This is a genomic window from Streptomyces qinglanensis (assembly GCF_900111245.1).
Classification (GTDB): Bacteria; Actinomycetota; Actinomycetes; order Streptomycetales; family Streptomycetaceae; genus Streptomyces; species Streptomyces qinglanensis.
The window spans coordinates 350,640-374,963 of sequence record NZ_FOGO01000005.1 but is presented as its reverse complement, the minus strand read 5'-3'; the positions used below and the strand labels follow the sequence as shown (position 1 = coordinate 374,963).

Genomic DNA, 24,324 nt, shown 5'->3' with positions numbered 1-24,324 from the left:
GGGGTCTCCCGGGTTCGTGGAGAGGGTTCGAATTGTCCAAGCGTCGTACAGCAGTGCTCACGGGTGCCGGTCTCGCCGCCCCGCTCGCCCTGCTCGCCGCCACGGCTCCGACGGCCTCGGCGGCGTCGAACGACGGAGTGTGGGACCGCATCGCGCAGTGCGAGAGCGGAGGGAACTGGCAGACCAACACCCACAACGGCTACTACGGTGGCCTGCAGTTCTCGGCGAGCACCTGGCGGGCCTACGGCGGCGGCGCCTACGCGCCCACCGCCGACAAGGCGAGCAGGGCCGCGCAGATCGCGGTCGCCACCAAGGTGCAGCAGGCCCAGGGCTGGGGCGCCTGGCCCAACTGCTCGGTCAAGGCCGGAGCCTCCGGCACTCCGCCCCGGGCGACCGGCCCGGCGCAGTCCGAGCAGGGCTCCGGGCAGCAGTCGCCGCCGCGCGCCGGCTCCCCGTCGGACGAGCGCCCCGCCACGCACCCGGGCCGCAGCGCCAACCGTGGCGGATCCGGCAACTACACGGTCGAGAGCGGTGACACGCTCGGGTCGATCGCCGCGGCGCACGGCAAGGACTGGAAGGACCTCTACCGCGCGAACAAGGACGTCATCGGGGGCGACCCCGACCTCATCCTCGCCGGTCAGAAGCTCGACGTCTGACCACCCGCGCCCGGCCGCCGGACGGCCGGGCGCGGAGCGGCCCCGCCAGGTGTGCGCCTGGCGGGGCCGCCGCCGTCTGCACCCGCGGCGCCTGCGACGTCCCGCGCACGGATTTCGTTCCCCACAACAGGTCACAAAAGTAAAACCATTCAGAACTCTTCTGAAACAACCTGCTCAACGCACCCAACCCTGCACCGCACTTAACGGTCTAGCTCGGTGACAGGCGGACAGAGGGGGACTGACCGCGAGGATGCGTGGGACTCGGGAAAAATGCACATTTCCTTCTTGCTCCATAACGGGTACGCCATCGGGGGAACCGTCCGTACCACCTACAACCTGGCCCGGTGCCTGGCCGAACACCACGACGTCGAAGTCGTCTCGGTCTTCCGGACCCGGGACCGGCCGGTGTTCGACCCCGGACCGGGCGTGCGGCTGCGCCATCTCGTCGACGCCCGCGGGGTGCGCTCACCGGACAGCCTGGGCGCCGAACACACCAGGCCCGCCACGGTCTTCCCGGAGGCCGACGGCAAGTACCCGATGTACAGCGAGTTGACCGACCGCCTCATCGGAGACCACCTGGGCAGCACCGAGGCGGACGTCGTCATCGGCACCCGGCCGGGCCTCAACGTCCACCTCGCCCGCCAGACCCGGCGCGGGCCCGCGAGACTGGGGCAGGAGCACCTCACACTCGCGACCCACTCCCGCAGCCTCAAACGCGTGCTGCGCACCGTCTACCCTCGGCTCGACGCGCTGACCACCGTCACCGAGGCCGACGCCGCCGACTACCGCCGGCTGCTGCGGCTGCCCGGCGTCCGGGTGGAGGCGGTCCCCAACAGCGTTCCCGCACCTGCCGTCGTACCGGCCGACGGCACCAGCAAGTGGGTCGTCGCGGCGGGCCGGCTCGCCCCGGCCAAGCGGTACGACCTGCTGGTGCGGGCCTTCGCCAAGGTGGTGGCCGAGCGGCCGGACTGGCGGCTGCGGATCTACGGAGGAGGCCGGGAACGGCCGGGGCTGCGCACCCTGATAGACGAACTCGGCCTCTACAACCACGTCTTCCTGATGGGGCCCATCCACCCCATCGAGCCGGAGTGGGCCAAGGGGTCGATAGCGGCCGTCACCTCCAGCCTGGAGTCCTTCGGCATGACCATCGTCGAGGCCATGCGCTGCGGCCTGCCCGTCGTCGCCACGGACTGCCCGCACGGGCCCGCCGAGATCGTCCGGCCGGGCGTCGACGGACGCCTCGTGCCCACGGGTGACGAGGACGCCGTCGCCGGAGCGCTCCTGGGCCTGATCAACGACGACGAACTGCGCCGCCGGATGGGCCGGGCCGCGCTCGCCGACTCCGCGCGCTTCGACCCCTCGCTCATCGGGGCCCGCTACGAGTCGATACTCCACGACCTCGTCGGCAAGGGCAGCCGGGGCCTGCACCGTACCCGCGCCTCGCTGCTGAGCGGGGCCTACGCCGTCAAGGACGCACTGGCCAACGGCCAAGCGGCGCTCCAGGGAGGACACACAGCATGAGCGGCAGCACGATCCGGACCGTCACCACAGGAGCGGCGTCCGTCGCGGACGCGCTCGCCGACCTTCCCTCCGGCGCCGAGGAGGAGCACCGCCACGGCGCGGGAGAAGCCCTGCCCCCACAGTCCGCCCAGCGCGGTCCGGCAACCGACTGCACCGCCGACAGCGCGGGCGGCCTCACCTTCGACCTGAGACTCGCCGGGACCGACGCCGGAGCCGGAGGCGAGGACGCGGGACTGCTGCTGCGCCGCCGTCCGGACGCCTCGGGCGAGACGGAAGAGGTCCGGCTGCCGCTGACCCCGGTGCAGGACGCGGAGCCCGGCACGCTGCGCGCCGCGCTGCCCAGCACCGTCAGGCTGACCGAAGGGCGCTGGAACGTCTTCCTCGTGCTCGCCGGGCGCGAGCCGCGCAGACTGTCCCCGGGCGTCAACGACCTGCGCTCGCTGGTGGACCGGGTTCCGCACGAGAACCGCGGCTGGCTGGGCGTGCGCATCCCCTACGCCACCAAGCACGGCAACCTCAGCGTCCGGGCCTGGATGCGCTGGCCGCACGCCGAGGCCGGTGCGCTGCGGATGCGGGACGGCGCCCTGGAACTCGACGGACGGCTCTACGGCGGCGAGGTCTCCGCCACCGCGCGGCTGGAGGCGTGGCCGCGCCGCGGGCCGGCCGAGCCGGTGGTCGCCGACGCGGCCGGGGCGGGAGGCGACCGGCGGGAGTTCGCCGCCGTGCTGCCGTTCGCGGCGCTGGCCGGGGGCCGGTTGTGGGACCTGTGGCTGCGCCCCGCGGATGGGGCCGAGGCGGTGCGGGTCGCGCGGATCCTGGACGACGTCCCGGACAAGAAGCGGATCTTCACCTACCCCGCGCAGCCCGTCGCCCGGGACGCCGGGCAACCGGCCGCGGCCGGGCCGGCCGCCACCGAGTCCGCGGCGGTCACGGCGAAGCCGTACTACACGCTCAACAACGACCTGGCGGTGCGGATCGACCGCGCGGAGTGATCCCGGGCCCCGGACGGACGGCGCCGGTCCGGGGCCCGGGCGCGCTCCGCCCGCGAGCGCTGCCAGAATCGTTCCATGCTGGATACCTCGGCACGGCTGTTACGGCTGCTCTCGCTGCTGCAGACCCATCCCGACCGGTCGGGCGGCGACCTCGCCCGACAGCTCGGTGTCACCCCCCGCACGGTCCGCAGGGACGTGGAGCGGCTGCGTGAGCTGGGCTATCCGGTCCACTCCGTCAGCGGCACGGCGGGCGGCTACCGGCTCGGCGCCGGTGCCCGGCTGCCGCCGCTGCTGCTGGCGGACGACGAGGCGGTCGCCGTCGCCGTGGGGCTGCGCGGCGCGTCGAGCGGCGCCGTCGAGGGCGTCAGGGACGCCTCGGAGCGGGCCCTCGCCAAACTGGACCAGGTCCTCCCGGACCGGCTGCGCCGGCGGGTGGCGGCGCTGAACGAGTTCACCGTGCCGCTGGCCGGTCCGCACCGCGGGCCCACCGTGGAGGCCGATACGCTCGCCGAGCTCGCCCGCGCCTGCCGTGACCACGAGCGGCTGCGCTTCCGGTACGAGTCGCACGGGGGCGCCTCCTCCCGGCGGCTCGTGGAGCCGCACCGGCTGGTGACCACGCACCGCCGCTGGTACCTGGTGGGTTGGGACACCGAGCGCGCCGACTGGCGGACCTTCCGGGCCGACCGCATCACCCTCACCCCGCCGCACGGGCCGCGGTTCGAGCCCCGGCCGGCCCCTGCCGAGGACCTGGCCGCCTGGGTGGCCGAAGGCGTGTCCACGCGCGCCTATCCGGCGCAGGCCACCGTTCTGCTCCACGCTCCCGCGGCGGTGGCGGCCGAGCGGATATCCCTGGCCACCGGGACGCTGGAAGCGGTCGACGAGCACAGTTGCCTGCTGCGGACCGGGGCTCCCTCGCGGGAGATGCTGCTCGTCCATCTGCTCCTGCTCGACTTCGACTTCGAGATCCGCGGGCCTGCGGACCTGGCGGAGCAGATCGGTCTGCTGCGGGATCGGCTGTCCCGTGCACTGGTCCCCGCCGACCGGGCGGGGGAGCGGCGGTAGCGCACTATTCGACAACTCTTCCGACGGTTTTCACGTGTGCTTCCCAGACGGTTCCGGAATTCGTAAGACAGTCGGCAATGCCTCTGATCCGGGCACCGGAAAGCGAATGCGGAATTCGCCGAATTGCGGGGCGTACGGACGTGCAGCGGCCACGTACGAGTGAAGCGGGCAACGGGGGCGAGTGCACGGAGCGTTGTGACGCAAGTGTGACGCCGCTGCTGCGAAGGCGGGACTTCCGGCTGCCGTGTGCATACGGTGGTCCCATGGCACCGGAACCCGCAGCACCGCAGCCCCCCGACGACGCTCCCGAGGACGCTCCCGAGGACTACGTGGGCCTCGGAGCGGAGGAGGCCGAACGGCGGGCCCGCGCGCGGGGCTGGCCGAGCGTGCGGCGGCTGGAGCCGGACGCGATCATCACCATGGAGTACGTGGTGGGGCGGCTGAACCTGGCGGTCGAGGGCGACCGGGTGGTCCGCTGCTGGGCGGGCTGAGGACCGGCGGTCAGGACCGGGACGAGGCGGCCGAGCGCGCCTCGTCCGCCGTGCGCGGCAGCCCCGCGCGGGTCCCGTTCCCGGAGTCCTGCGCCGGGAGCCGTGCCCCGACCAGCGGCTGCCGGGCCGGCATCGGCTGCGCGGCGGGCGAGGCGGCCGGGGACGAGGCACCCGGGTGCGGTGAGCCCGCCGTGCTGAACCGGTCGCGCAGCGCCAGGACCGTCGCCTCCACCCGCGCGATCGCGGGTTCGCACCAGGGCAGTCCCAGCAGGATCAGCAGCCCCGCGGCCCAGCCGAGGAGTACGTCGCTCACCCAGTGCGTACCGAGGTAGACGGTGGTCGCGCCCACCCCGAGTGCGAAGACGGCGGCGACGACGGAGAGCCATCTGCGGGCTCGCGGCGTGGTGGCCAGGTAGGCGAGGATGCCCCAGGTCACCACGGCGTTGGCGGTGTGTCCCGAAGGGAATATATCCCCGCCGGCCCACAGTTCGGCCGAGCCGATCTCGGTGGCGTAGTGCGGGCCCAGCCGGCCGAGGCCGATCTTGACGGCGCCGACCGACGCGTTGAGCAGCAGCAGCGCGAACCCCAGGGCCAGCAGCGGGCGCAGCGTGCGCTGCCGCCAGGAGCGCCAGCCCAGCCACGCCGCGACCAGCACCGCGGTGGGACCGCGCTGTCCCAGCACCACGAAAGCGTCCAGGAACCCGTGGATGGTGGGCCACTGCTTGTACGGGCGGAAGAGCATGACCTGCCAGTCGAGCTGCACGAGCCATGTCGTGCCCAGCACGGCGACCACGATCGCCAGGTAGAAGGCGACCGTGGTGCTGAACAGGCCCAGCCGGACAGGGCTCATCCGCGGGAAGGGCCCGCGGGGGCGATGAGGCTCCTGCTCCAGCCGGGAGAAGATTCGGTCGGTACGCACCTAATCGAGATTACCGGCCGTGAAGAGCCGGTCCGGCGAGGGCGGCCCGTTCGTGATGCCGATGTGATGTGCAAAAGCACCCCGGGCGGGCTCGGGTTCTGTTTATCTCCCACGATTCCGGGCCCGATTCATTGTCGGGACGGGACCGTGAAGCGACTTCCGTCACACGTGGGTTGACGGAAAATTCGCACCATTCGCCGGCCGGTGCGCCCCGCTTTTCCTCCGCGCGTCGGTCCGACCCGCGCCCCTGCGTACGCCCCTTGCGCTCACCGGAGTCCGGCGCGCCCCGGCCCCGGTCTCACGGCGGTCCGGAGCCGTTGAGCCACCAGGCGCCGTAGCAGGCCGAGACGGCTGCCAGGCCGCACAGCACCGCCGCGGCAGCCGCGCGCCGCCACCGGGCCAGCGCGGCCGCCACCGGGAGCAGCAGCGGGTAGGCGGGCAGCAGCAGCCGGGGCTTGGAGCCGAAGTACCCCTTCGCACCCAGCGCGAGAGCCACCACCAAGCCCGTGTACACCAGCAGCGCAGCGGGCTGCCCACGGCGGACGCACAGCACGTACAGCCAGAGCACCAGCGCCACCCCCGCGAGCAGCCCCAGGCCGCCGGCGGCCGTGTCCGCGAAGGTGTCCCGGACGAACCCCGCGAACGCCCAGCCGCCGTCGAAGCCGTTGCCCCACTGCCCCTGGACGTCCAGGTACCCGGTCACACTTCCGGTGCGGAACCCCACCCATACGACGTACCCCAGCCATCCCATCGGTGCCAGCAGCAGTCCCAGCGCCATCCGCGCATCCGGCCGGCGCCGCTCCCGCCGCAGTTCCAGCAGCGCCGCGATCCACACCGCGGCCACCACGGCGGCCCCCACCGGGCGGGTCAGTCCCGCCAGCGCGGCCAGCGTGCCCGCCCACACCCACCGGCCCCGCAGCACCGACCACAGCGCCCAGGCGGCCAGTGCGGTGAACAGCGACTCGCTGTAGGCCATCGACTGCACCACGCCGACCGGCAGCGCTGCCCACAGCACCGCCAGGCACACTCCCGCCCGGTGCCCGTGCAGCCGCGCGCCCGTCAGATACAGCGCCCAGGCCGCCGCCGGCGAGGAGAGCCAGCTCACCAGCATGCCCGCGTCCGGCGCGGTGAGCGGGAAGAGGCCGGCCAGCCCGCGCTCCAGCGCCGGCAGCAGCGGGAAGAAGGCCAGGTCGGAATGGACGGCGCCGTCCGGGAGCCGCACCTGGTAGCCGTACCCGCCGTCGGCGACCCGGGTGTACCACAGGGAGTCCCAGCGGGCCGTGAGCAGAGTGTGCGCGCTCGTGCCGCGCTCGGCGCTCCAGAGCGCCAGCACGAGCAGACTCAGCACGCGCACGCCCGTGTAGCCCAGCAGCGCTGCGGCGGGTCCGCGCAGGGGCCGGGAGCTGCCGTATCCGGTGGTCCCGGGACGCACCTCGGGCGTGCCCGGGTCGGCGAGGTCAGTCATTCGGACGATTATTGGCCACGCTCCCGGCACCCGGTGCGGCGGGACGGCCGACGGGCAGGACGCGACCGGTGTCCGGAAACTGCGGGAAAATCGCGGTCATGAACGGCCGCACGTCGGGCAGCTGCACCGGGGGCGCTCCTTCCGTTTGACGGGGGAGCACTGGACGCCCGTGCCGGTTCGCGTACGCTGACCGGCACTCGCCCCTCTTCACCGGGGCCGGACGCCGACGCCGATCGGTCCGCGTGCGACAGCCGCGACCGGGCAGCCGTCCCCCACCCCCACGGTCCGTCCCGCGGGTGCGAGAGCAACAGGAGGTGCGTACATGTCCGGGACGACCACGGCCATATCGCGGACGGCGGCGGACGTCCCCGGCAGCGGACCGGGAGCACGGCGGTCCGACCGGGAGGCGAACCGGTGGGTCGTGCTCGTCGTGCTCTGCACGAGCCTGCTGCTGGTGGCCGTCGACGCCACCGTGCTGCACGTCGCCGTGCCCGCGGTCTCCGAGGACCTGCGCCCCGGCTCGATCGAGCTGCTGTGGATCGTGGACACGTATCCGCTGGTGTGCGCCTCGCTGCTGATCCTCTTCGGCACCCTGGGCGACCGGATCGGCACCCGCCGGGTGCTGCTGTTCGGCTACGCGCTCTTCGCCGCCGCCTCCGCCGTCGCCGCGTACGCGCCCACCGCGGACGTGCTGATCGTCGCCCGGGGGCTGCTCGGAGTGGGCGGCGCCATGATCATGCCCGCCACCCTCTCGATACTGCGCCAGGTCTTCCCCGACCGCCGCGAGCGTGCCCTGGCCGTCGGCATCTGGAGCGCCGTCGCCGCGGTGGGCGCGGCGGTCGGGCCGTTGGCCGGGGGAGCGCTGCTGGAGCACTTCTGGTGGGGCTCGGTCTTCCTGGTCAACATTCCGCTGATGGCCGCCAGCCTTCCGGTGGGGCGGTGGCTGCTGCCGGAGTCGGCCACCGGCAGCGGCGGCCCCTGGGACGTCCTGGGTGCCGTGATGGCGGCGCTGGGCCTCTTCGGGGTGATACTCGGGGTCAAGCAGGCGGGCGGCGGCGAGGTGCTCACCCCGCTGTGCTGGCTGCCGCTGCTCGCCGGGACCGTGCTGATCGCGCTGTTCGTGCGCCGCCAGCGGCGGCGCACCCATCCGCTGATCGACTTCGGCACCCTCACCCGGGCCGCGTTCGGCACCTCCGTGGGCTGCATCGTGCTGACCGTGCTGGCGCTGGTCGGACTCGCGCTGATCGCGGCCCAGTATCTGCAGCTCGTCCTCGGGCTCTCCCCGCTGGAGACCGGAGTGCGGCTGCTGCCGCTGTCCGTGGCCGCCATCGCGGCGGGGCTGCTGGGCTCCCGGCTGCTGGCGCTGCTGGGGCCGCGCGCGATGGTCGCGCTCGGCTTCCTGGCGACCGCGGCCGCAGTGCTGTGTCTGACCGGGGTGGGCCAGCACGATCGGCCGGGCCTGCTGGTCGGCGGGTTCGTGCTGCTCGGCTTCGGCCTGGAGACCACCCTGTTCGGCTGCTACGAGTCCATGCTCAGCGAGGCACCGCCCGGCCGGTCCGGGGGCGCGGCCGCCGTCGGTGAGACCGCCTACCAGCTCGGCGCCGGCATCGGCATCGCACTGCTGGGCAGCGTGATGAACGCCGCCTATGGGCCGGGGGTGCGGGACGCGGCGCGACGCCTCGGCCTCCCCGACCGCACCGGCGCCGACGCGGCGCACTCGCTGGGGGAGGCGTACGAGGTCGCCGGACACCTCGGCGGCGCTCCGGGCGCCGCGCTGCGGTCCGCCGCGCGGTCCTCGTTCGTCACCGGACTGCATGTGACGCTGCTGGTCAGTGCCTGCCTGCTGCTGCTCGGTGCGCTGGCGGCGCTCCGGCTGCCCCGGCGGATGGAGACCGCCGGCGGCACCGTGCGCGTGGAGGGTTCCGGCGGCGCCGGGCCGGGTGCCGCCTCCGGTTCCGCGCAGCGGGCCCGGATCTGCGAGGACCGTCCGGGGCGCGCCGAGAACCCCTTGTCGCGGGGCGTTACCCAGCCGTAGCGTCTGGTCGGTATCCGTGATCGTTCCCTTCCCGGAGGCCGCCCATGAGCCCGCTGCCCGCGTTCGACGCGCACGATCCGCTGGGGATCGACGACCTGCTCGGCGACGAGGACCGCGCCGTGCGCGACACCGTGCGCTCCTGGGCCGCCGACCGGGTCCTGCCCCAGGTCGCCGACTGGTACGAGCGGGGTGAGCTGCCCGGCATCCGCGAACTCGCCCGGGAACTCGGCTCGCTCGGCGCCTTGGGCATGCCCCTGACCGGCTACGGATGCGCGGGCGCGAGTGCCGTGCAGTACGGTCTGGCCTGCCTGGAGCTGGAGGCCGCCGACTCCGGCATCCGCTCCCTGGTCTCGGTCCAGGGCTCGCTGGCGATGTACGCCATCCACCGGTTCGGCAGCGAGGAGCAGAAGCAGCGCTGGCTGCCGCCGATGGCGGCGGGCGAGGTGATCGGCTGCTTCGGGCTGACCGAACCCGACCACGGCTCCGACCCCGGCGGAATGCGGACGCACGCCCGGCGCGACGGTGCGGACTGGGTGCTCACCGGCCGCAAGATGTGGATCACCAACGGCTCGGTGGCCGGAGTCGCCGTGGTCTGGGCCCGCACCGAGGAAGGGGTCCGCGGATTCGTGGTCCCGACGGACGCGCCGGGCTTCTCGGCACCCGAGATCAAGCACAAGTGGTCCCTGCGCGCCTCGGTCACCAGCGAACTCGTCCTCGACGAGGTGCGGCTGCCGGCGGATGCGGTGCTGCCCGAGGCGCGGGGGCTGCGCGGCCCGTTGAGCTGTCTGAGCCACGCCCGGTACGGGATCGTGTGGGGCTCCATGGGTGCCGCGCGGTCGTGCTTCGAGACGGCGCTGGCCTACGCCACCGAACGGGAGCAGTTCGGCAAGCCGCTGGCCGCCTTCCAGCTCACCCAGGCCAAGCTGGCCGACATGGCGGTCGAGTTGCACAAGGGGATGCTGCTCGCGCACCACCTGGGGCGGCGGATGGACGCGGGACGGCTGCGGCCGGAGCAGATCAGCCTGGGCAAGCTGAACAACACGCGGGAGGCCATCGAGATCTGCCGGACCGCCCGGACGGTGCTGGGTGCCAACGGTGTCTCGCTGGAGTATCCCGTGATGCGGCACAGCACCAACCTGGAGTCCGTGCTCACCTACGAGGGGACGGTGGAGATGCACCAGTTGGTGTTGGGCAAGGCGCTGACCGGTGTCGACGCCTTCCGGGGCTGAGCGGCGTCCGCCACGCTGCGGAGGGGCTGCTCCCCAGCCCCTCCGCAGCTCAGCTCTGGTTGAAGAAGCCGCCCTGGTCGCGGCGGTCCTCGTTGGTGACGACGCTGTAGTCGGGCGGCGTCAGCAGGAAGACGCGGTTGGCGACCCGTTCGATGGAGCCGCGCAGGCCGAAGGTCAGCCCGGCCGCGAAGTCGACCACGCGCTTGGCGTCCGCGGGGTCCATGGCGGTGAGGTTGACGATCACCGGGACCCCGTCCCGGAAGAGCTCGCCGATGCCGCGGGCGTCCCGGAAGCAGTCCGGGCTGACCGTTGCGATCTTGGTGCCCTGGTCCTGTGCCGTCTCGGCCGTGACGCGCACTCTGGGGTCGGTGACCCACGGCTCGCGTGCGGCGTTCCCGGTCTCCGGCCCTTCGGCCGGGCCGTCCGCCCCGTCGGCATAGTCGTAGTACCGCATCTCGCTGTCGTCGACGAGGCCCAGCCAGGCACTCGCCTTGCGCACCGATCCCATGGACGCCTCCTCTCCTCTGCGCGGTGTCCCACCGTTGCTAGCGCTCCGCCGCGGGTCCGCAACCCCTATGGTCGTCCATGATGCTGATGATGCGCCAAGCGGTTACCCGTCCAGCACGGCATTCGTGACGGTTCTGGTGCACAACGGGTGGCGCTCGATCAAGGTTGTTGTTCCGAGTGGCTGGTGACAGGGCGCGGGATTGTGCCGCATTGCCCCGTTCCGGCCGTGACCGGTGGTCGCCCGACGACATCCGAGTGAGCGACGGTCCGGTCGTGCGCCCAGATTGACAAGGGGCTGGCCAGGGATAGGCCAGGACCGTCTTCTCCCCCGCACCTCCTGGTGTCAAACGGTGTGGACGGGACGCGAACTGGACCGACGGAGTCCGAAAGACACCCTTGCGGGGCCGGAATGCCACCGCGAATACTCCATGCAGCGTTTGTCAGGAGCACGCTTGGTTTCCCTGATCGGGAGGAAAAGTGAAGACCAAACGCACAAAAGCCAACGACGGCACGGCCGGACGCAGACGCAACCGGCTGATCGCCGTCGCGTCGGGCATGGCGGCGGCCGGGGCGCTGATCGCGCCCGCCACGGCCGCCGCGGAAGCTCCGTCCCCCCACACCTTCACCGCGAGCCAGCTCGGCTCGGCGAGCGACGCCGTGCGCGCGGCGGATGTCGCCGGCACGGCCTGGCACGTCGACAAGAAGAGCGACAAGGTCGTCGTCGCGGTCGACAGTCGCGTCTCACGTGCCGACATCGCCCGGATCCGGCACTCCGCGGGGAAGAACGCGGGTGCGGTGGAGATCGAGCACGTCAAGGGTACGTTCAAGAAGTACCTCTCCGGCGGGGACGCCGTCTACTCGGGTTCCTACCGCTGTTCGCTGGGCTTCAACGTCCGCCGCGGCAGCACCTACTACTTCCTGACCGCCGGGCACTGCACCGAGGGCGGGGGCAACTGGTACACCAACTCCAGCCACTCCACTCTCATCGGGCCCACTGCCGGCTCCAGCTTCCCCGGTAACGACTACGGGATCGTGCGTTACAGCAACACCTCGATCTCGCACCCCGGTACCGTCGGCGGGCAGGACATCACCAGCGCCGGCACCCCGTCCGTGGGGCAGACCGTGACCCGGCGCGGCAGCACCACCGGCACCCACAGCGGCCGGGTGACCGGGCTCAACGCCACGGTCAACTACGGCGGCGGCGACATCGTCTACGGCCTCATCCGCACCACCGTGTGCGCGGAGCCGGGCGACAGCGGCGGTCCCCTCTACCGGGGCAGCACCGCACTCGGCCTCACCTCCGGCGGCAGCGGCAACTGCAGCAGTGGTGGGACGACCTTCTTCCAGCCGGTCACCGAGGCGCTCAACGCGTACGGCGTGAACGTCTACTGACGTACCGCCACCCGTGCCGGCCGGGCGAGTAGCGCTCGGTCCTGTGCCCGTACACGCTCCCTGGGTGTGTGTACGGGCACTTCCGTGCGTGCGGGCAGGTCCGTGTCCGCGGAGTGTCCTGGGAGCGGAGTGTCCTGGTGCGGGGGTGCGGGGGTGCGGGGGTGCGCGGGTGGGCCGTTCCTCCGGCGGGGCGTCTTTGTGCGCACGTGCGCGGGTGTGTTGGTGCGCGCGACGGGCGCCACGTCGCCGCACGCGGGCGGGGGCGCGGCGAAGTGCTTCGTTGTGCTGCCGCAATTCGGCCTCCGCGGCGACGAATACCGGACAGGTCCATGCCTTACCTCATGAACACGCGGTGTCGCGCGTCGTGTTCGTTCCGCCGGACGTCAGGGATGGAAAGGGATGTTCGGCATCTTGACAGCCGGACCGAACTTCCGGTCGGCTGACGTGATCTGGACCTTGTGCGGAGGTCGGGGGGATCGCAATACTCGGCGCACACGTTGGCATGGACGCGACTTTCTCTTGGGCAAGAGGGCCGTGTCCGTACATCCTCCGGGACCACCCCGCTCCGGGGCGGCCCCAACCCCCCACTGGAGGTATCACCTTGTCCGACCACCGACGCGTACCCAAGAGGCGGATACTGCTGGCCGGCGCGGGCGCCGCGGCCCTCGCGGCCGGCGCACTCACGGTCACCACCGCCAACGCCGCGCCCGAGGCCCCCTCGGTCAAGACCCTCTCGTCCGGCTCGGCCTCGAAGCTGGCCTCCAAGCTCACCTCGGACATCAAGGGTGACGCGGGAGCCTACTACGACGCCAAGGCCAAGCAACTCGTCGTCAACGTGACCGACGACGCGGCCAAGGAGAAGGTCGAGGCGGCCGGAGCCAGGGCCCGGGTCGTCCAGCACACGCTCTCCCAGCTCACCTCCGCCAAGAAGACGCTCACCGAGGACGATGTGACGGGCACGGCCCGCGCCGTCGACGTGAAGGCCAACAAGGTGGTCGTCACCGCCGACAGCACGGTCAAGGGCGCCGAGCTCGCCGAGCTCAAGAAGCAGCTCAAGGCCGAGGGCGGCAAGGTCGAGTTGAAGCGCACCGAAGGCAAGTTCACCACCAAGATCGCTGGTGGGGACGCCATCTGGGGCGACGGCGGGCGCTGCTCGCTCGGCTTCAACGTCACCACCGCGGACGGCAAGCCCGGCTTCCTGACCGCGGGCCACTGCACCACCGCGATCTCCTCCTGGTCCGACTCGCAGGGCGGCCAGCCCATCGCGGAGAGCGGAGAGGGCAAGTTCCCGGGCAACGACTACGGCATCGCCACCTACACCGGCGACACCGACCACCCGAGCGAGGTGGACCTGTACGACGGCAGCACCCAGGCCATCTCCGGCGCCGGAGAGGCCGAGGTGGGCCAGAAGGTCACCCGCAGCGGCAGCACCACCCAGGTGCACGACGGCACGGTCAAGGCGCTGGACGCCTCCGTCTCCTACCCGGAGGGCACCGTCGAGGGGCTGATCCAGACCGATGTGTGCGCCGAGCCGGGCGACAGCGGCGGCTCGCTCTTCGCGGGCGACAAGGCGCTGGGCCTCACCTCCGGTGGCAGCGGTGACTGCTCGTCCGGCGGCGAGACCTACTTCCAGCCGGTGCCCGCCGCGCTCGACGCGCTCGGTGCCACGATCGGCTGACCCCGCGGGACCGGCCGGCCCCGGTCGGCCGGGCGACGGGCCCGGCCTTCGGACGGGATCCTGGTGAGCCCCTCGGGGAGGGGCTCGGAACCCCCCACAGCGGAACCCCCCGGACGCGGTCCGGGGGGTTCCGTGCTGCTGTGCGGCTGCCGTGCCGCGTTCCGGGTGCCGGAAGGCGGGCCGGTGCGCCGGGGGCGAGGGTGCGACCCGGCTTTCCCTCCGGGCGGCCGACCCGGTCCGGGCGCTTCGCCGGTCCGTTCCGTACGCCCCGGTGGTCAGCCCAGTTCGGCGGCGACCAGCTCGGCGATCTGCACGGCGTTGAGTGCGGCGCCCTTGCGGAGGTTGTCGTTGGACAGGAAGAGCGACAGCCCGTGCTCGACCGTCTCGTCGGCGCGGATCCGGCCCACGTAGCTGGCGTCCTTGCCCGCGGCCTGGAGCGGGGTGGGGATCGGGGACAGCTCCACGCCCGGAGCGCCGGCGAGCAGCTCGGCGGCCCGCTCGGGGCTGATCGGGCTGGCGAAGCGGGCGTTGACCTGCAGCGAGTGACCGGTGAAGACGGGGACGCGCACGCAGGTGCCGGAGACCTTCAGGGCGGGGATGTCCAGGATCTTGCGGCTCTCGTTGCGGAGCTTCTGCTCCTCGTCGGTCTCGGCCAGGCCGTCGTCGACGATCGATCCGGCCAGCGGCAGCACGTTGAAGGCGATGGGCCGCTTGAACTTGTCCGGCTCGGGGAAGTCCACGGCGTCGCCGTCGAAGGCGAGCCGGGTGGCGTCGTTCTCCACCGCCTTGCGCGCCTGGCCGTCCAGTTCGGCGACGCCCGCCAGGCCGCTGCCGGAGACCGCCTGGTAGGTGGCGACGACCAGCGCGGTCAGCTCCGCCTCCGCGTGCAGCGGACGCAGCACCGGCATCGCGGCCATGGTGGTGCAGTTCGGGTTGGCGATGATGCCCTTGGGGCGCTGCCGGGCCGCGTCCGGGTTCACCTCGGAGACGACCAGCGGCACCTCGGGGTGCATCCGCCAGGCCGAGGAGTTGTCGATGACGACCGGGCCCTGGGCCGCGACCTTCTCGGCGATCGCCTTGGAGGTGGCACCGCCCGCGGAGAACAGGACGATGTCCAGACCGGCGTAGTCGGCCGTGGCCGCGTCCTCGACGGTCACCTCGCCGCTCTTCCAGGGCAGCGTCCGGCCCGCGGAGCGCGCGGAGGCGAACAGCCGCAGTTCGTCGACCGGGAAATCACGCTCGGCCAGAATCTCGCGCATCACTGTGCCGACCTGACCGGTGGCTCCGACAATCCCGACCTTCATGGGGCTCCTTCTGCTGAACGCGCGGCCTCGTGGGTTCGTCCCGCCGCGCTGGTCTCGTGCGTGTCCCGCGTGCCCCTACCCTGCACGGTGCCGGGTACGGGGTGCCAGCACTTTGATTTGGGTCACAGCCCGGCACGGTCGCACCGGCACCGGGTCGCACCGGCACCGGGTGGCGCCGGCACCGGGTCGCACCGGCATCGGGGGGAACCGGTGCCGGAGGCGCCCGGCCTCGGGGGGTCACGCGCGGGGCGTGTGCAGTCCCGCGGTCAGCCCCCGCAGACAGCGTACGGCGAGCGCGGCGGGCCCCCGTTCCGGATCGTCGGAATCCGCTTCGCCGGCCGACCAGGTCTCCATCGCGATCCGCATGGCGGCATTGGCCGCGCTCGCCGTCAGCCGCAGCTCCAGCGGGTCGGTGTCCTTGCGGGCGAGCCCGGCCAGTACGGGCACCAGCGCCTCCTCCGTCTCCGCGTGCACCCGCAGCCACACCGAACGCAGTGCCGGATCGCCGGGGACGGCGCGCAGCAGCCCCCGGGTGCTCTCCAGCGCCTCGGTCTGGAGGTCCGCGTACGGCCCGGCCGGGGTGAGTGCCGCCCGGACGGCGTGCTCCAGGGCCCGGGCGACGGGCAGCCCGGCGGGCGCGGCGGCCAGGTCGGCCAGCCACTGGCGTACGCCGCCGGTCAGCAGCGGGGCGACCGCCTCCTCCTTGGTGCGGAAGTAGCGGTAGAAGGTGCGCAGCGAGACGCCCGCCGCGCGGGCGATCCCCTCCGCCGTGACGCTCGCCGCGCCGTGTGCGGAGAACAGTCCGGCGGCGTGCCGCGCGATCTCCCGTTCGGTCTCGGCCTTGCGGCGTTCGGTGAGGGAGGGGCGGGTGGTGTGCGGGGTCGGCCTGTCGGGCTGGGGGGTCATGGGTCGAAGCGTATGCCAGAGGACGCGCTGGATTGCGTGATGCGCCGAGATGGCACGTCATGCCATTCAGGCGTACTGTGTTCGAGAACGCGCCCGAAACGGGCATCCCACACCAGAAGGGGAGTCGGTCATGAACCGCTTCACCGGCCGCAGAGTCCTGGTCACCGGAGCCGGCTCCGGTATCGGCCAGGCCACCGCGCTGCGGATACTCGCGGAGGGCGGCAGTGTCGCCGCCGCCGACATCGCCGAGGCCGGACTGGAGAAGACCCGCGCGCTGGCCGCCGAGGCGGGCACGGACGAGCGGCTGAGCCGTACGGTCCTCGACATCGCCGACGAGGATTCCGTGCGCGCGCGGGTCGATGCCGCCGTCGAGCACCTCGGGGGCCTGGACGTGCTGGTCAACGCGGCGGGCATCCTCGATTCGCGGCACACCGGGGCGATGACCCTGGAGTTCTGGAACCGGATCATCGGCGTCAACCTCACCGGCACCTTCCTGGTGACCCGGCAGGCGCTGCCCGCGCTGCTGGCGACCGGAAAGGGTGTCGTCGTCAACTTCAGCTCGACCTCGGCGAGCTTCGCGCATCCCTACATGGCCGCCTATGCCGCCTCCAAGGGCGGCATCCAGTCCTTCACGCACGCCATCGCGGCCGAGTACGGCAAGCAGGGGCTGCGGGCCGTCTGTGTGGCGCCCGGCTCCATCGACTCCGGTATGACCCGGGCTCCGGGGCTGCCCCGGGACGCCGACCCGGACCTGTTCACGAAGCTCGTACCGGCCCTCGGGGAGGGGTTCGCGGGCCCGGAGACCGTGGCGGGTGCCATCGCGATGCTGGCCTCCGAGGACGGCGCCTTCATCACCGGCACCGAACTGCGCATCGACGGCGGCACCCATATGTGAGCCGGCCGACTCCCGGCCGTCGGTCCCGGCCGCGCCGGTCCCGGCCGCCGGTCCCGAGCCTGCCGCGGCCGCCTGTCACGGGGTCCGCCGCCCGGCCGGCCGCCCCCGTGCGGCGGAGGGGGCGGTGGCGTGGTGTGCTATTCGAATACAGATTCGATAGCTGGTCTATTGTGGTTGCTCGGGACAGAGGGGGTGCTGAGGCAGGAGGTGGTGCGGACGATGTCGGCGTTCACGCATCTGCACGTGGCCTCCGGCTTCTCCATGCGCTTCGGCGCCTCGCACCCCGAGGCTCTCGCCGAGCGGGCCGCCGAGCGGGGAATGGCCGCTGTCGCCCTCACCGACCGGGACGGCGTCGCGGGTGCCGTCCGCTTCACGAAGGCGTGCGCACGCGCCGGGGTGCGCCCGGTGTACGGGGTCGACCTCGCGGTCGGGCCGCCACCGGACCAGCCGGACGTGCGAGGCGGAGAGCGGCGCCGCACCCCGGTCCGAGGCGGGCGCTTCGTCGACGAGTCCGCCCGGCGCGCCGTCTTCCTCGCCCGCGACGGCGCCCGCGGCTGGGCCGAACTGTGCCGGATGATCACCGAGGCGCACGCCGCCGGGCAGGACGCGCCGCTCCTCCCGCGGACCGCGCTGCGCGGCGGCGCGGTGACGGTGCTGCTCGGCGCCGGCTCCGACGTCGGGCGCGCCCTCGCCGCGGGCCGCCCCGATCGCGCGGCCGCGCTCCTGGGGTGGTGGCGCGAGATCTACGGTGACGCGCTCCGGCTGGCCGTCTCCGCCGCCGGGCCGCTGCGCGAGGCCGCCCGAGCGCTGGGACTGGCGGCGCAGGAGGGCGTCGCACCCGTCCTGACCAACGCCGTGCGCTACGCCGATCCGGCTCCGTCCGCCGAGGTGAACGTCGCCGACGTGCTGGACGCCGCCCGCCGCCTCGTCCCCGTCGACCCGCGGGCGGGGCTCGACAGCGGTGAGCGCTGGCTGAAGGGGCCCGCGGAGATGGCCGCCGCCGCGGAGCGGATCGCCGAGGCCGCCGGGTACCGGCGCAACACCGCACACCGTCTCCTCGCCCTCACCGAGGAGACCGCGGAGACCTGCCGGGTCGACCCCGAGGAGGATCTGGGCCTGGGCCGGGTCCACTTCCCCGAGTCCCGGCTGGCCGGCACCGGCGGCCGCACCGCCGTGCGGGTCCTGCGCTCCCGCTGCGCCGCCGCGATGGTCACCCGCCGCTACGACCGGCAGCCCGCCCGCTGGCGGCGGCTGGAGGACGAGCTGGCCGTCATCGAGAAGCTCGGCTACTCCTCGTACTTCCTGACCGTCGCCCGCATCGTCGAGGACGTGCGGGAGCGGGGCATCCGGGTCGCCGCGCGCGGCTCGGGCGCCGGGTCGTTCGTCAACCACCTGCTGGGCATCGCGCACGCCGACCCGGTCGAGCACGGGCTGCTGATGGAGCGGTTCCTCTCCCCGCGCCGGGCCGAGCTGCCGGACATCGACATCGACGTGGAGTCGGCCCGGCGGCTGGAGGTCTACCGCGCGGTCTTCGAACGCTTCGGCGAGGAGCGGGTGGCCGCCGTCGCCATGCCCGAGACCTACCGGGTGCGGCACGCCATCCGCGACGTCGGCGCGGCGCTGGCGCTGGACCCGGCCGAGACCGACCGGCTGGCCAAGGCGTTCCCGCACATCAGGGCGCGGGACGCGCGCTCCGCGCTGGCCGAGCTGCCGGAGCTGGCGGAGCTGCGGCAGGAGGCGGCCGAGGGGGCGCCCGCCGGGCACGGGGAGCGCTTCTGGGAGCTGGTCGAGGCGCTGGACGGGCTGCCCCGCGGGCTGGCCATGCACCCGTGCGGGCTGCTGCTCTCGGACGCGTCGCTGCGTGCCCGTACGCCCGTCGTGCCCACCAGCGGCGAGGGCTTCGCGATGGCGCAGTTCGACAAGGACGACGTGGAGGACCTCGGGCTGCTCAAGCTGGATGTGCTGGGCGTGCGGCTCCAGTCGGCGATGGCGTACGCGGTCGCCGAGGTGGAGCGCGCGGCGGGGGAGCGGATCGACCTGGACGCGGTCCCTGAGGGGGACCGGGCCACCTACGAGCTGATCCGCTCCTCCGAGACGCTGGGCTGCTTCCAGATCGAGTCGCCGGGCCAGCGCGAGCTGATCGGCCGGCTCCAGCCGGAGACCTTCCACGACCTGGTCGTGGACATCTCCCTCTTCCGGCCGGGACCCGTCGGCGCCGACATGGTCCACCCCTTCGTCGAAGCCCGGCACGGGCGGCGCCGCATCCGCCATCCGCATCCCGACCTGGCGGAGCCGCTGGCCGAGACGTACGGCGTCGCGGTCTTCCACGAGCAGGTGATCCGCATCCTCTCGCGCTTCACCGGTTGCGACCGCGGCCGGGCGGACGAGGTGCGGCGGGTACTCAAGGACGACGAGCAGCGTCCCGCCGCGAAGCTCTGGTTCGAACGCGCGGCGGCGCGCCGGGGGTTCGCGGCCGGGACCGTCGCGCACGCCTGGGAGATCGTGGAGTCCTTCGGCTCCTACGGGTTCTGCAAGGCGCACGCCGTGGCGTTCGCCGTGCCGACCTACCAGTCCGCGTGGCTCAAGGCGCACCGGCCCGCCGCCTTCTACGCCGGGATCCTGGAGCACGACCCGGGGATGTACCCCAAGCGGCTGCTGCTGGCGGACGCCCGGCGGCGCGGGGTTCCGGTGCTGCCGCTGGAGGTGAACCGGTCCGCCGCGTCCTATCGGATCGAACTGGAGTCCGAATCCAAGGTGTGGGGGCTGCGCCTCGCGCTCGGTGAGGTGCAGGGCATCAGCGAGGCCGACGCGGCCCGTATCGAGGCCGGGCAGCCCTACGACTCGCTCGCGGACTTCTGGCGCCGGGCCCGCCCCTCCCGGCCCGTGGCCGAACGCCTCGCCCAGGTCGGCGCGCTGGACGCCTTCGCCCCCGGCGGCAACCGCCGCGATCTGCTGCTGCACCTCGCCGAACTGCACCGCACCCAGCGCGCGGCCGGAGCACGCGAGGGGCAGCTCGCACTGGGCGAGGGCGCCGCGTCCGCGGACCGGGCCCCGCAGCAGGCCGAACCGGTCCACCTGCCCGACCTGGACCGGGGCGAACGGCTCGGCGCCGAGCTCGACGTCCTGGGCATGGACACCTCCCGCCATCTGATGACCGACCACGTCGCCTTCCTGCGGGAACTGGGCGCCCGCTCGGCCCGTACCCTGCGCTCGGCACGGCACGGCGAGACGGTGCTGATCGCCGGGGCCAAGGCCGCCACCCAGACCCCGCCGCTCGCCTCGGGCAAGCGCGTCATCTTCACCACCCTGGACGACGGCACCGGCCTGTCCGACCTCGCCTTCTTCGAGGACGCGCACGCCGCCTGCGCCCACACCGTCTTCCACTCCTGGCTGCTGCTGGTGCGCGGCGTCGTCCAGCGGCGCGGGCCGCGCAGCCTCACCGTCGTCGGCTCCGCAGCCTGGGACCTGGCCGAACTGGTCGAGCTGCGCCGCTCCGGCGGCCTGGAGGCGGTCACGGCCCGGCTGGCGGAGCCGCCGGAGGGCGGTCCGCAGCCCGCCGACGGCCCGGGCCGCACCCTCCAGGTCGCCCCCGGATACGCGATGCATCCCTGGGCGGACCTCCGCCCCGCGGGCGAGACGGCGGGCTCGGCCAGGGCGCTCCGCAGGATGTGGCACTCCAGCCCGGGGAGCGCGGGATGAGCGGCCCGGCGCCGGCACCGGCCGGACTCCGGCGATCCCACGTGCTCTATGTGCACTTCGACCACACCGGGGCCGCCGGGCCCGGACGCCACGACGCGCTCCTCGCCCTGCTGACCGACATCACCCCCGTCGTCCAGGCCCTGCCGCCGGACGCCGCGCTCGCCGACGTCCGGGGCGCGCTGCGGTACTTCGGACGGGACGCCGTCGACCTGGCACGGCTCGTGCGGCTGCGCGCCCTCGCGCTGTACGGCACCGACTGCACCGTCGGGGTCGCCGCCAATCCGCTGCTGGCGCGGATGGCCGCACAGGCGGGGGAGCCGGGGCGGGTGCGCGAGGTGCGCCCCGAGGACGCGGCCGGCTTCCTCGACCGCAGACCGGTGGCCGCGCTGCACGGGGTCGGCCCCGCGACGGCGCGTGCGCTGTGCGCCTACGGCCTCGACAGCGTCGGCCGGCTCGCCGCCGCGCCGCCCGCCACGCTCCAGCGGATCCTCGGCGCCGCGGCGGGGCGGCGGCTGCACGAGCGGGCGCGGGGGATCGACCCCGCACCTGTCACCCCCACGGCACCGCCGCGCTCCGCGGGCGCCGAGCACCGCTTCGAACGGGACGAACTCGACACCGGCCGGCGTCGCGGCGCGCTGCTCACCCTCGCCGACGAGCTGGGGTTCCGACTGCGCGCCGAGGGGCAGGTGGCCCGAGCCCTCACCCTCACCGTCCGCTATGCCGACCGCACCGCCACCACCCGCACCCGCAGGCTGCCCGAACCCACCGCGCACACCCCCGGACTGACCGCCGCCGCCTATGCGCTGCACGACGCGCTGGGCCTGCAGCGCGCCAGGGTCCGGGGCCTGGCGCTCCGCGCCGAGGAGCTGACGGCGGCCGAACTCGCCTCCCACCAGCTTTCGTTCGACGTCCGGGAGGAGAAGGCCCGCCGCGCGGAGGCGGCGGCCGACCGCGCCCGCCGCCGCTTCGGCGCGGCCGCGGTGCGCCCGGCCGGGTCGGACCCGCCGAAAGCGGCCTGAGGCGCCCCGGCTCCCGGGACGCCGCAGGCCGCCCCCGCTCACTCCGCCGCGCGGAACCTCCGCAGCCGCAGGCTGTTGCCCACCACGAACACCGACGAGAACGCCATCGCCGCGCCCGCGATCATCGGGTTCAGCAGGCCGGCAGCGGCGAGCGGCAGCGCGGCCACGTTGTAGGCGAAGGCCCAGAAGAGATTGCCCTTGATGGTGCCCAGGGTGCGCCGGGAGAGCCGGATGGCGTCGGCGGCCGACCGCAGGTCGCCCCGTACCAGGGTCAGGTCCCCGGCCTCGATGGCCGCGTCGGTCCCGGTGCCCATCGCCAGCCCCAGGTCCGCTTGCGCGAGCGCCGCCGCGTCGTTGACGCCGTCGCCGACCATGGCGACCGAGCGCCCCTCGCCCTGGAGGCGCTTGACGACGCCGACCTTGTCCTCGGGCATGACCTCGGCGATCACGTCGTCGGCCGGGATGCCGACCTCGGCGGCCACCGACTCGGCCACGGCCCGGTTGTCACCGGTCAGCAGCACCGGGGTCAGCCCCAGTGCCCGCAGCCGCCGGACGGCTCCGGCGCTGCTGGGCTTCACCGCGTCGGCGACCTCCAGGACGGCGCGTGCCTCGCCGTCCCAGGCGACCGCGATCGCGGTACGTCCGGCCCGCTCGGCCTCCTCCTTGGCCGCGGCCAGCGCGGGCGGCAGCTCCATCGCCCACTCCCGCAGCAGCTTCTCGCGTCCCACCAGCACCGCGTGGCCCTCGACGACCCCCTGGACACCGAGCCCGGGGACGTTGGCGAAGTCCTCGGGGACCGGCAGCGTGCCGTGCTCCCGCTCGGCCCCCCTGGCCACCGCCTGCGCGATGGGGTGCTCGGAGGCGTTCTCCAGCGCGCCCGCCAGCCGCAGCGCCTCCTCCCGGGCGGTCCCCTCCGCCAGGTGCACGGCCAGCAGCGTCATCTCGCCGGTCGTCACCGTGCCGGTCTTGTCCAGCACCACGGTGTCCGCCCTGCGGGTCGTCTCCAGCACCTCCGGGCCCTTGATCAGGATGCCGAGCTGGGCGCCCCGTCCGGTGCCGACCATCAGCGCGGTCGGCGTGGCCAGCCCCAGTGCGCAGGGGCAGGCGATGATCAGGACGGCGACGGCGGCGGTGAAGGCGGCCGTCGGACCGGCGCCGGCCACCAGCCAGCCGCCGAGGGTGGCCAGCGCGAGCACGATCACCACGGGGACGAAGACCGCCGAGATCCGGTCCGCGAGCCGCTGCGCCGCGGCCTTGCCGTTCTGCGCGTCCTCGACCAGCGCGGCCATCCGGGCCAGCTGGGTGTCGGAGCCCACCCGGGTGGCCTCCACCACCAGCCGTCCGCCCGCGTTGAGCGTCGCGCCGGTGACGCCGTCCCCGACGCCGACCTCGACGGGCACGGACTCGCCGGTGAGCATCGAGGCGTCCACGGCGGAGCTGCCCTCGGTGACGGTGCCGTCCGTCGCGATCTTCTCGCCGGGGCGGACGACGAACCGGTCGCCGACGGCCAGCTCCTCGGTGCGGATCCGCAGCTCGCGCCCGTCCCGCAGGACGGTCACCTCCTTGGCGCCCAGCTCCAGCAGCGCCCTGAGCGCCGCGCCCGCCTTCCGCTTGGAGCGGGCCTCGAAGTACCGCCCGGCCAGGATGAAGGCGGTGACACCGGCGGCCGCCTCCAGATAGATGTTCCCCGCGCCGTCGCTGCGCCCGATCGACAGCTCGAAGGCGTGCGTCATCCCGGGCATGCCCGCGGTGCCGAAGAACAGCGCCCACAGCGACCAGAGCATCGCGGCCGAGGTGCCCAGCGAGACGAGGGTGTCCATGGTGGCCGCGCCGTGCCGCGCGTTGGTCCAGGCGGCGCGGTGGAAGGGCCAGGCGCCCCAGACCACGACGGGCGCGGCGAGGGTGAGGGAGAGCCACTGCCAGTAGGTGAACTGGAGCGCGGGGATCATCGCCATCGCGATGACCGGCACCGCAAGGACCGCCGAGCCGATCACCCGCTCGCGCAGGGTGCGCAGCTCCTCGTCCCCGCCGTCCGCGGGGGGCGGGCCCTCGCCGCCGCCGTGCTCCGGCGCCGGCTCCGGGTGCCGGGGCGCGGGCGGGGCCGCCGTGTAGCCGGTGGCCTCGACGGTGGCGATCAGGTCGGTCACCTGGACGCCGTCGGCCATGCTGACCTTGGCCTTCTCCGTCGCGTAGTTGACGCTGGCGGTGACGCCGTCCATCCGGTTGAGCTTCTTCTCGACGCGGGCGGCGCAGGAGGCGCAGGTCATGCCGCCGATCGCCAGCTCGACCTCGGTCTGTGCGGCGGGGCGCCCGGCGCCCGCGGTCCGCTCCGTGCTCTCATGCGTCGCGGTCATCACGTCTCCTCGGCGGTGCCCGGCGGGATGCCGGGGCACGGGTGTTCTCCGCACCACTCTGTCATACCCACCTGGGGTATCAGTGGGGCCGAGGTCATGTATACCCCTACCCCGTATCTGACGCAAGGGGCTCCCGGGTTGCGCGAAGCGTGATCCGGGAGGGCACTCCGGTCTCCGCGGCCGTCCTCGGGGGCGGAGAC

General features: G+C 73.6%; 19 protein-coding genes. 12 read left to right on the top strand and 7 right to left on the bottom strand.

Annotation, left to right across the window (positions count from 1 at the left end; all coding sequences use genetic code 11):
• The first annotated feature begins 32 nt into the window (after window positions 1-32).
• The 5 genes from BMX65_RS14150 (at window position 33) to BMX65_RS14130 (ending at window position 4,722) form a co-directional block, all read left to right on the top strand.
• The gene (locus BMX65_RS14150; protein WP_075000593.1) at window positions 33-656 is read left to right on the top strand and encodes a LysM peptidoglycan-binding domain-containing protein; all 624 of its coding nucleotides are present in this window, start codon (window positions 33-35) and stop codon (window positions 654-656) included.
• A 270-nt stretch (window positions 657-926) separates the two neighbouring features.
• Window positions 927-2,177, top strand: a complete 1,251-nt coding sequence (locus BMX65_RS14145) for a glycosyltransferase family 4 protein (RefSeq protein ID WP_075000592.1) — start codon at window positions 927-929, stop codon at window positions 2,175-2,177.
• The gene (locus BMX65_RS14140) at window positions 2,174-3,169 is read left to right on the top strand and encodes a hypothetical protein (protein ID WP_075000591.1); all 996 of its coding nucleotides are present in this window, start codon (window positions 2,174-2,176) and stop codon (window positions 3,167-3,169) included. Before BMX65_RS14145 ends, BMX65_RS14140 begins: the two co-directional genes overlap by 4 nt.
• A 75-nt stretch (window positions 3,170-3,244) precedes the next feature.
• Window positions 3,245-4,231, top strand: a complete 987-nt coding sequence (locus tag BMX65_RS14135; protein WP_075000590.1) for a helix-turn-helix transcriptional regulator — start codon at window positions 3,245-3,247, stop codon at window positions 4,229-4,231.
• Window positions 4,232-4,494: 263 nt separating this feature from the next.
• Window positions 4,495-4,722 (top strand): I78 family peptidase inhibitor, encoded by a 228-nt coding sequence (locus BMX65_RS14130; RefSeq protein WP_075000589.1) that lies wholly within the window; start codon window positions 4,495-4,497, stop codon window positions 4,720-4,722.
• 10 nt (window positions 4,723-4,732) lie between these two features.
• Here the strand turns inward: BMX65_RS14130 and BMX65_RS14125 are convergent, their stop codons facing one another.
• From BMX65_RS14125 to BMX65_RS33945, 3 genes are all read right to left on the bottom strand, one after another.
• Complete coding sequence (locus tag BMX65_RS14125; RefSeq protein ID WP_075000588.1) at window positions 4,733-5,641, bottom strand: phosphatase PAP2 family protein; 909 nt, start codon at window positions 5,639-5,641, stop codon at window positions 4,733-4,735.
• 298 nt (window positions 5,642-5,939) lie between these two features.
• Entirely contained in the window at window positions 5,940-7,106 is a 1,167-nt protein-coding gene (locus tag BMX65_RS14120; RefSeq protein ID WP_075000587.1) for a glycosyltransferase family 39 protein, read from the bottom strand.
• Window positions 7,099-7,233, bottom strand: a complete 135-nt coding sequence (locus tag BMX65_RS33945) for a hypothetical protein (protein ID WP_275435021.1) — start codon at window positions 7,231-7,233, stop codon at window positions 7,099-7,101. Before BMX65_RS33945 ends, BMX65_RS14120 begins: the two co-directional genes overlap by 8 nt.
• Before the next feature lie 195 nt (window positions 7,234-7,428).
• On the opposite strand from BMX65_RS33945, the gene BMX65_RS14115 reads away from it, so the two are divergent.
• Together BMX65_RS14115 and BMX65_RS14110 are read left to right on the top strand one after the other, a co-directional pair.
• Entirely contained in the window at window positions 7,429-9,141 is a 1,713-nt protein-coding gene (locus tag BMX65_RS14115; protein WP_075000586.1) for an MFS transporter, read from the top strand.
• Between the two features lie 44 nt (window positions 9,142-9,185).
• Window positions 9,186-10,370, top strand: coding sequence for an acyl-CoA dehydrogenase family protein (locus BMX65_RS14110; RefSeq protein WP_075000585.1), 1,185 nt, complete (start codon window positions 9,186-9,188; stop codon window positions 10,368-10,370).
• Between the two features lie 49 nt (window positions 10,371-10,419).
• On the opposite strand, the gene BMX65_RS14105 is transcribed toward BMX65_RS14110, so the two are convergent.
• Complete coding sequence (locus BMX65_RS14105; RefSeq protein WP_019355337.1) at window positions 10,420-10,878, bottom strand: cell division protein SepF; 459 nt, start codon at window positions 10,876-10,878, stop codon at window positions 10,420-10,422.
• Window positions 10,879-11,354: 476 nt separating this feature from the next.
• Here BMX65_RS14105 and BMX65_RS14100 point away from each other — a divergent pair, with 476 nt between their 5' ends.
• Both BMX65_RS14100 and BMX65_RS14095 read left to right on the top strand, forming a co-directional pair.
• The gene (locus BMX65_RS14100) at window positions 11,355-12,269 is read left to right on the top strand and encodes a S1 family peptidase (RefSeq protein ID WP_075000584.1); all 915 of its coding nucleotides are present in this window, start codon (window positions 11,355-11,357) and stop codon (window positions 12,267-12,269) included.
• A 601-nt stretch (window positions 12,270-12,870) separates the two neighbouring features.
• A complete protein-coding gene (locus BMX65_RS14095; RefSeq protein WP_075000583.1) occupies window positions 12,871-13,947 on the top strand; it encodes a S1 family peptidase in 1,077 nt (358 codons plus the stop codon).
• A 275-nt stretch (window positions 13,948-14,222) separates the two neighbouring features.
• On the opposite strand, the gene BMX65_RS14090 is transcribed toward BMX65_RS14095, so the two are convergent.
• Window positions 14,223-15,251: an aspartate-semialdehyde dehydrogenase gene (locus BMX65_RS14090; RefSeq protein ID WP_075000582.1), complete on the bottom strand. Its 1,029-nt coding sequence runs from the start codon at window positions 15,249-15,251 to the stop codon at window positions 14,223-14,225.
• A 237-nt stretch (window positions 15,252-15,488) separates the two neighbouring features.
• Window positions 15,489-16,157 carry a TetR family transcriptional regulator gene (locus tag BMX65_RS14085; RefSeq protein ID WP_075000581.1) on the bottom strand — a complete coding sequence of 223 codons (669 nt, stop codon included), beginning with the start codon at window positions 16,155-16,157 and terminating at the stop codon, window positions 15,489-15,491.
• A gap of 130 nt (window positions 16,158-16,287) precedes the next feature.
• Here BMX65_RS14085 and BMX65_RS14080 point away from each other — a divergent pair, with 130 nt between their 5' ends.
• The 3 genes from BMX65_RS14080 (at window position 16,288) to BMX65_RS14070 (ending at window position 21,770) form a co-directional block, all read left to right on the top strand.
• On the top strand, window positions 16,288-17,052 hold the full coding sequence (locus BMX65_RS14080; RefSeq protein ID WP_075000580.1) for an SDR family NAD(P)-dependent oxidoreductase: 765 nt from the start codon (window positions 16,288-16,290) through the stop codon (window positions 17,050-17,052).
• A gap of 219 nt (window positions 17,053-17,271) precedes the next feature.
• Window positions 17,272-20,751 (top strand): DNA polymerase III subunit alpha, encoded by a 3,480-nt coding sequence (locus tag BMX65_RS14075; RefSeq protein WP_075000579.1) that lies wholly within the window; start codon window positions 17,272-17,274, stop codon window positions 20,749-20,751.
• Window positions 20,748-21,770, top strand: coding sequence for a DNA polymerase Y family protein (locus tag BMX65_RS14070; protein WP_075000657.1), 1,023 nt, complete (start codon window positions 20,748-20,750; stop codon window positions 21,768-21,770). Before BMX65_RS14075 ends, BMX65_RS14070 begins: the two co-directional genes overlap by 4 nt.
• A 38-nt stretch (window positions 21,771-21,808) precedes the next feature.
• Here the strand turns inward: BMX65_RS14070 and BMX65_RS14065 are convergent, their stop codons facing one another.
• The gene (locus tag BMX65_RS14065) at window positions 21,809-24,124 is read right to left on the bottom strand and encodes a heavy metal translocating P-type ATPase (protein ID WP_275435022.1); all 2,316 of its coding nucleotides are present in this window, start codon (window positions 24,122-24,124) and stop codon (window positions 21,809-21,811) included.
• Window positions 24,125-24,324 lie beyond the last annotated feature (200 nt).

Excerpts from the sequence above, each read along its gene's own strand:
- BMX65_RS14145 (WP_075000592.1), top strand. The coding sequence starts at position 927 with ATGCACATTTCCTTCTTGCTCCATAACGGGTACGCCATCGGGGGAACC.
- BMX65_RS14140 (WP_075000591.1), top strand. The coding sequence starts at position 2,174 with ATGAGCGGCAGCACGATCCGGACCGTCACCACAGGAGCGGCGTCCGTC.
- BMX65_RS14135 (WP_075000590.1), top strand. The coding sequence starts at position 3,245 with ATGCTGGATACCTCGGCACGGCTGTTACGGCTGCTCTCGCTGCTGCAG.
- BMX65_RS14130 (WP_075000589.1), top strand. The coding sequence starts at position 4,495 with ATGGCACCGGAACCCGCAGCACCGCAGCCCCCCGACGACGCTCCCGAG.
- BMX65_RS14120 (WP_075000587.1), bottom strand. The coding sequence starts at position 7,106 with ATGACTGACCTCGCCGACCCGGGCACGCCCGAGGTGCGTCCCGGGACC.
- BMX65_RS14115 (WP_075000586.1), top strand. The coding sequence starts at position 7,429 with ATGTCCGGGACGACCACGGCCATATCGCGGACGGCGGCGGACGTCCCC.
- BMX65_RS14110 (WP_075000585.1), top strand. The coding sequence starts at position 9,186 with ATGAGCCCGCTGCCCGCGTTCGACGCGCACGATCCGCTGGGGATCGAC.
- BMX65_RS14105 (WP_019355337.1), bottom strand. The coding sequence starts at position 10,878 with ATGGGATCGGTGCGCAAGGCGAGTGCCTGGCTGGGCCTCGTCGACGAC.
- BMX65_RS14090 (WP_075000582.1), bottom strand. The coding sequence starts at position 15,251 with ATGAAGGTCGGGATTGTCGGAGCCACCGGTCAGGTCGGCACAGTGATG.
- BMX65_RS14085 (WP_075000581.1), bottom strand. The coding sequence starts at position 16,157 with ATGACCCCCCAGCCCGACAGGCCGACCCCGCACACCACCCGCCCCTCC.
- BMX65_RS14080 (WP_075000580.1), top strand. The coding sequence starts at position 16,288 with ATGAACCGCTTCACCGGCCGCAGAGTCCTGGTCACCGGAGCCGGCTCC.
- BMX65_RS14075 (WP_075000579.1), top strand. The coding sequence starts at position 17,272 with ATGTCGGCGTTCACGCATCTGCACGTGGCCTCCGGCTTCTCCATGCGC.
- BMX65_RS14070 (WP_075000657.1), top strand. The coding sequence starts at position 20,748 with ATGAGCGGCCCGGCGCCGGCACCGGCCGGACTCCGGCGATCCCACGTG.
- BMX65_RS14065 (WP_275435022.1), bottom strand. The coding sequence starts at position 24,124 with ATGACCGCGACGCATGAGAGCACGGAGCGGACCGCGGGCGCCGGGCGC.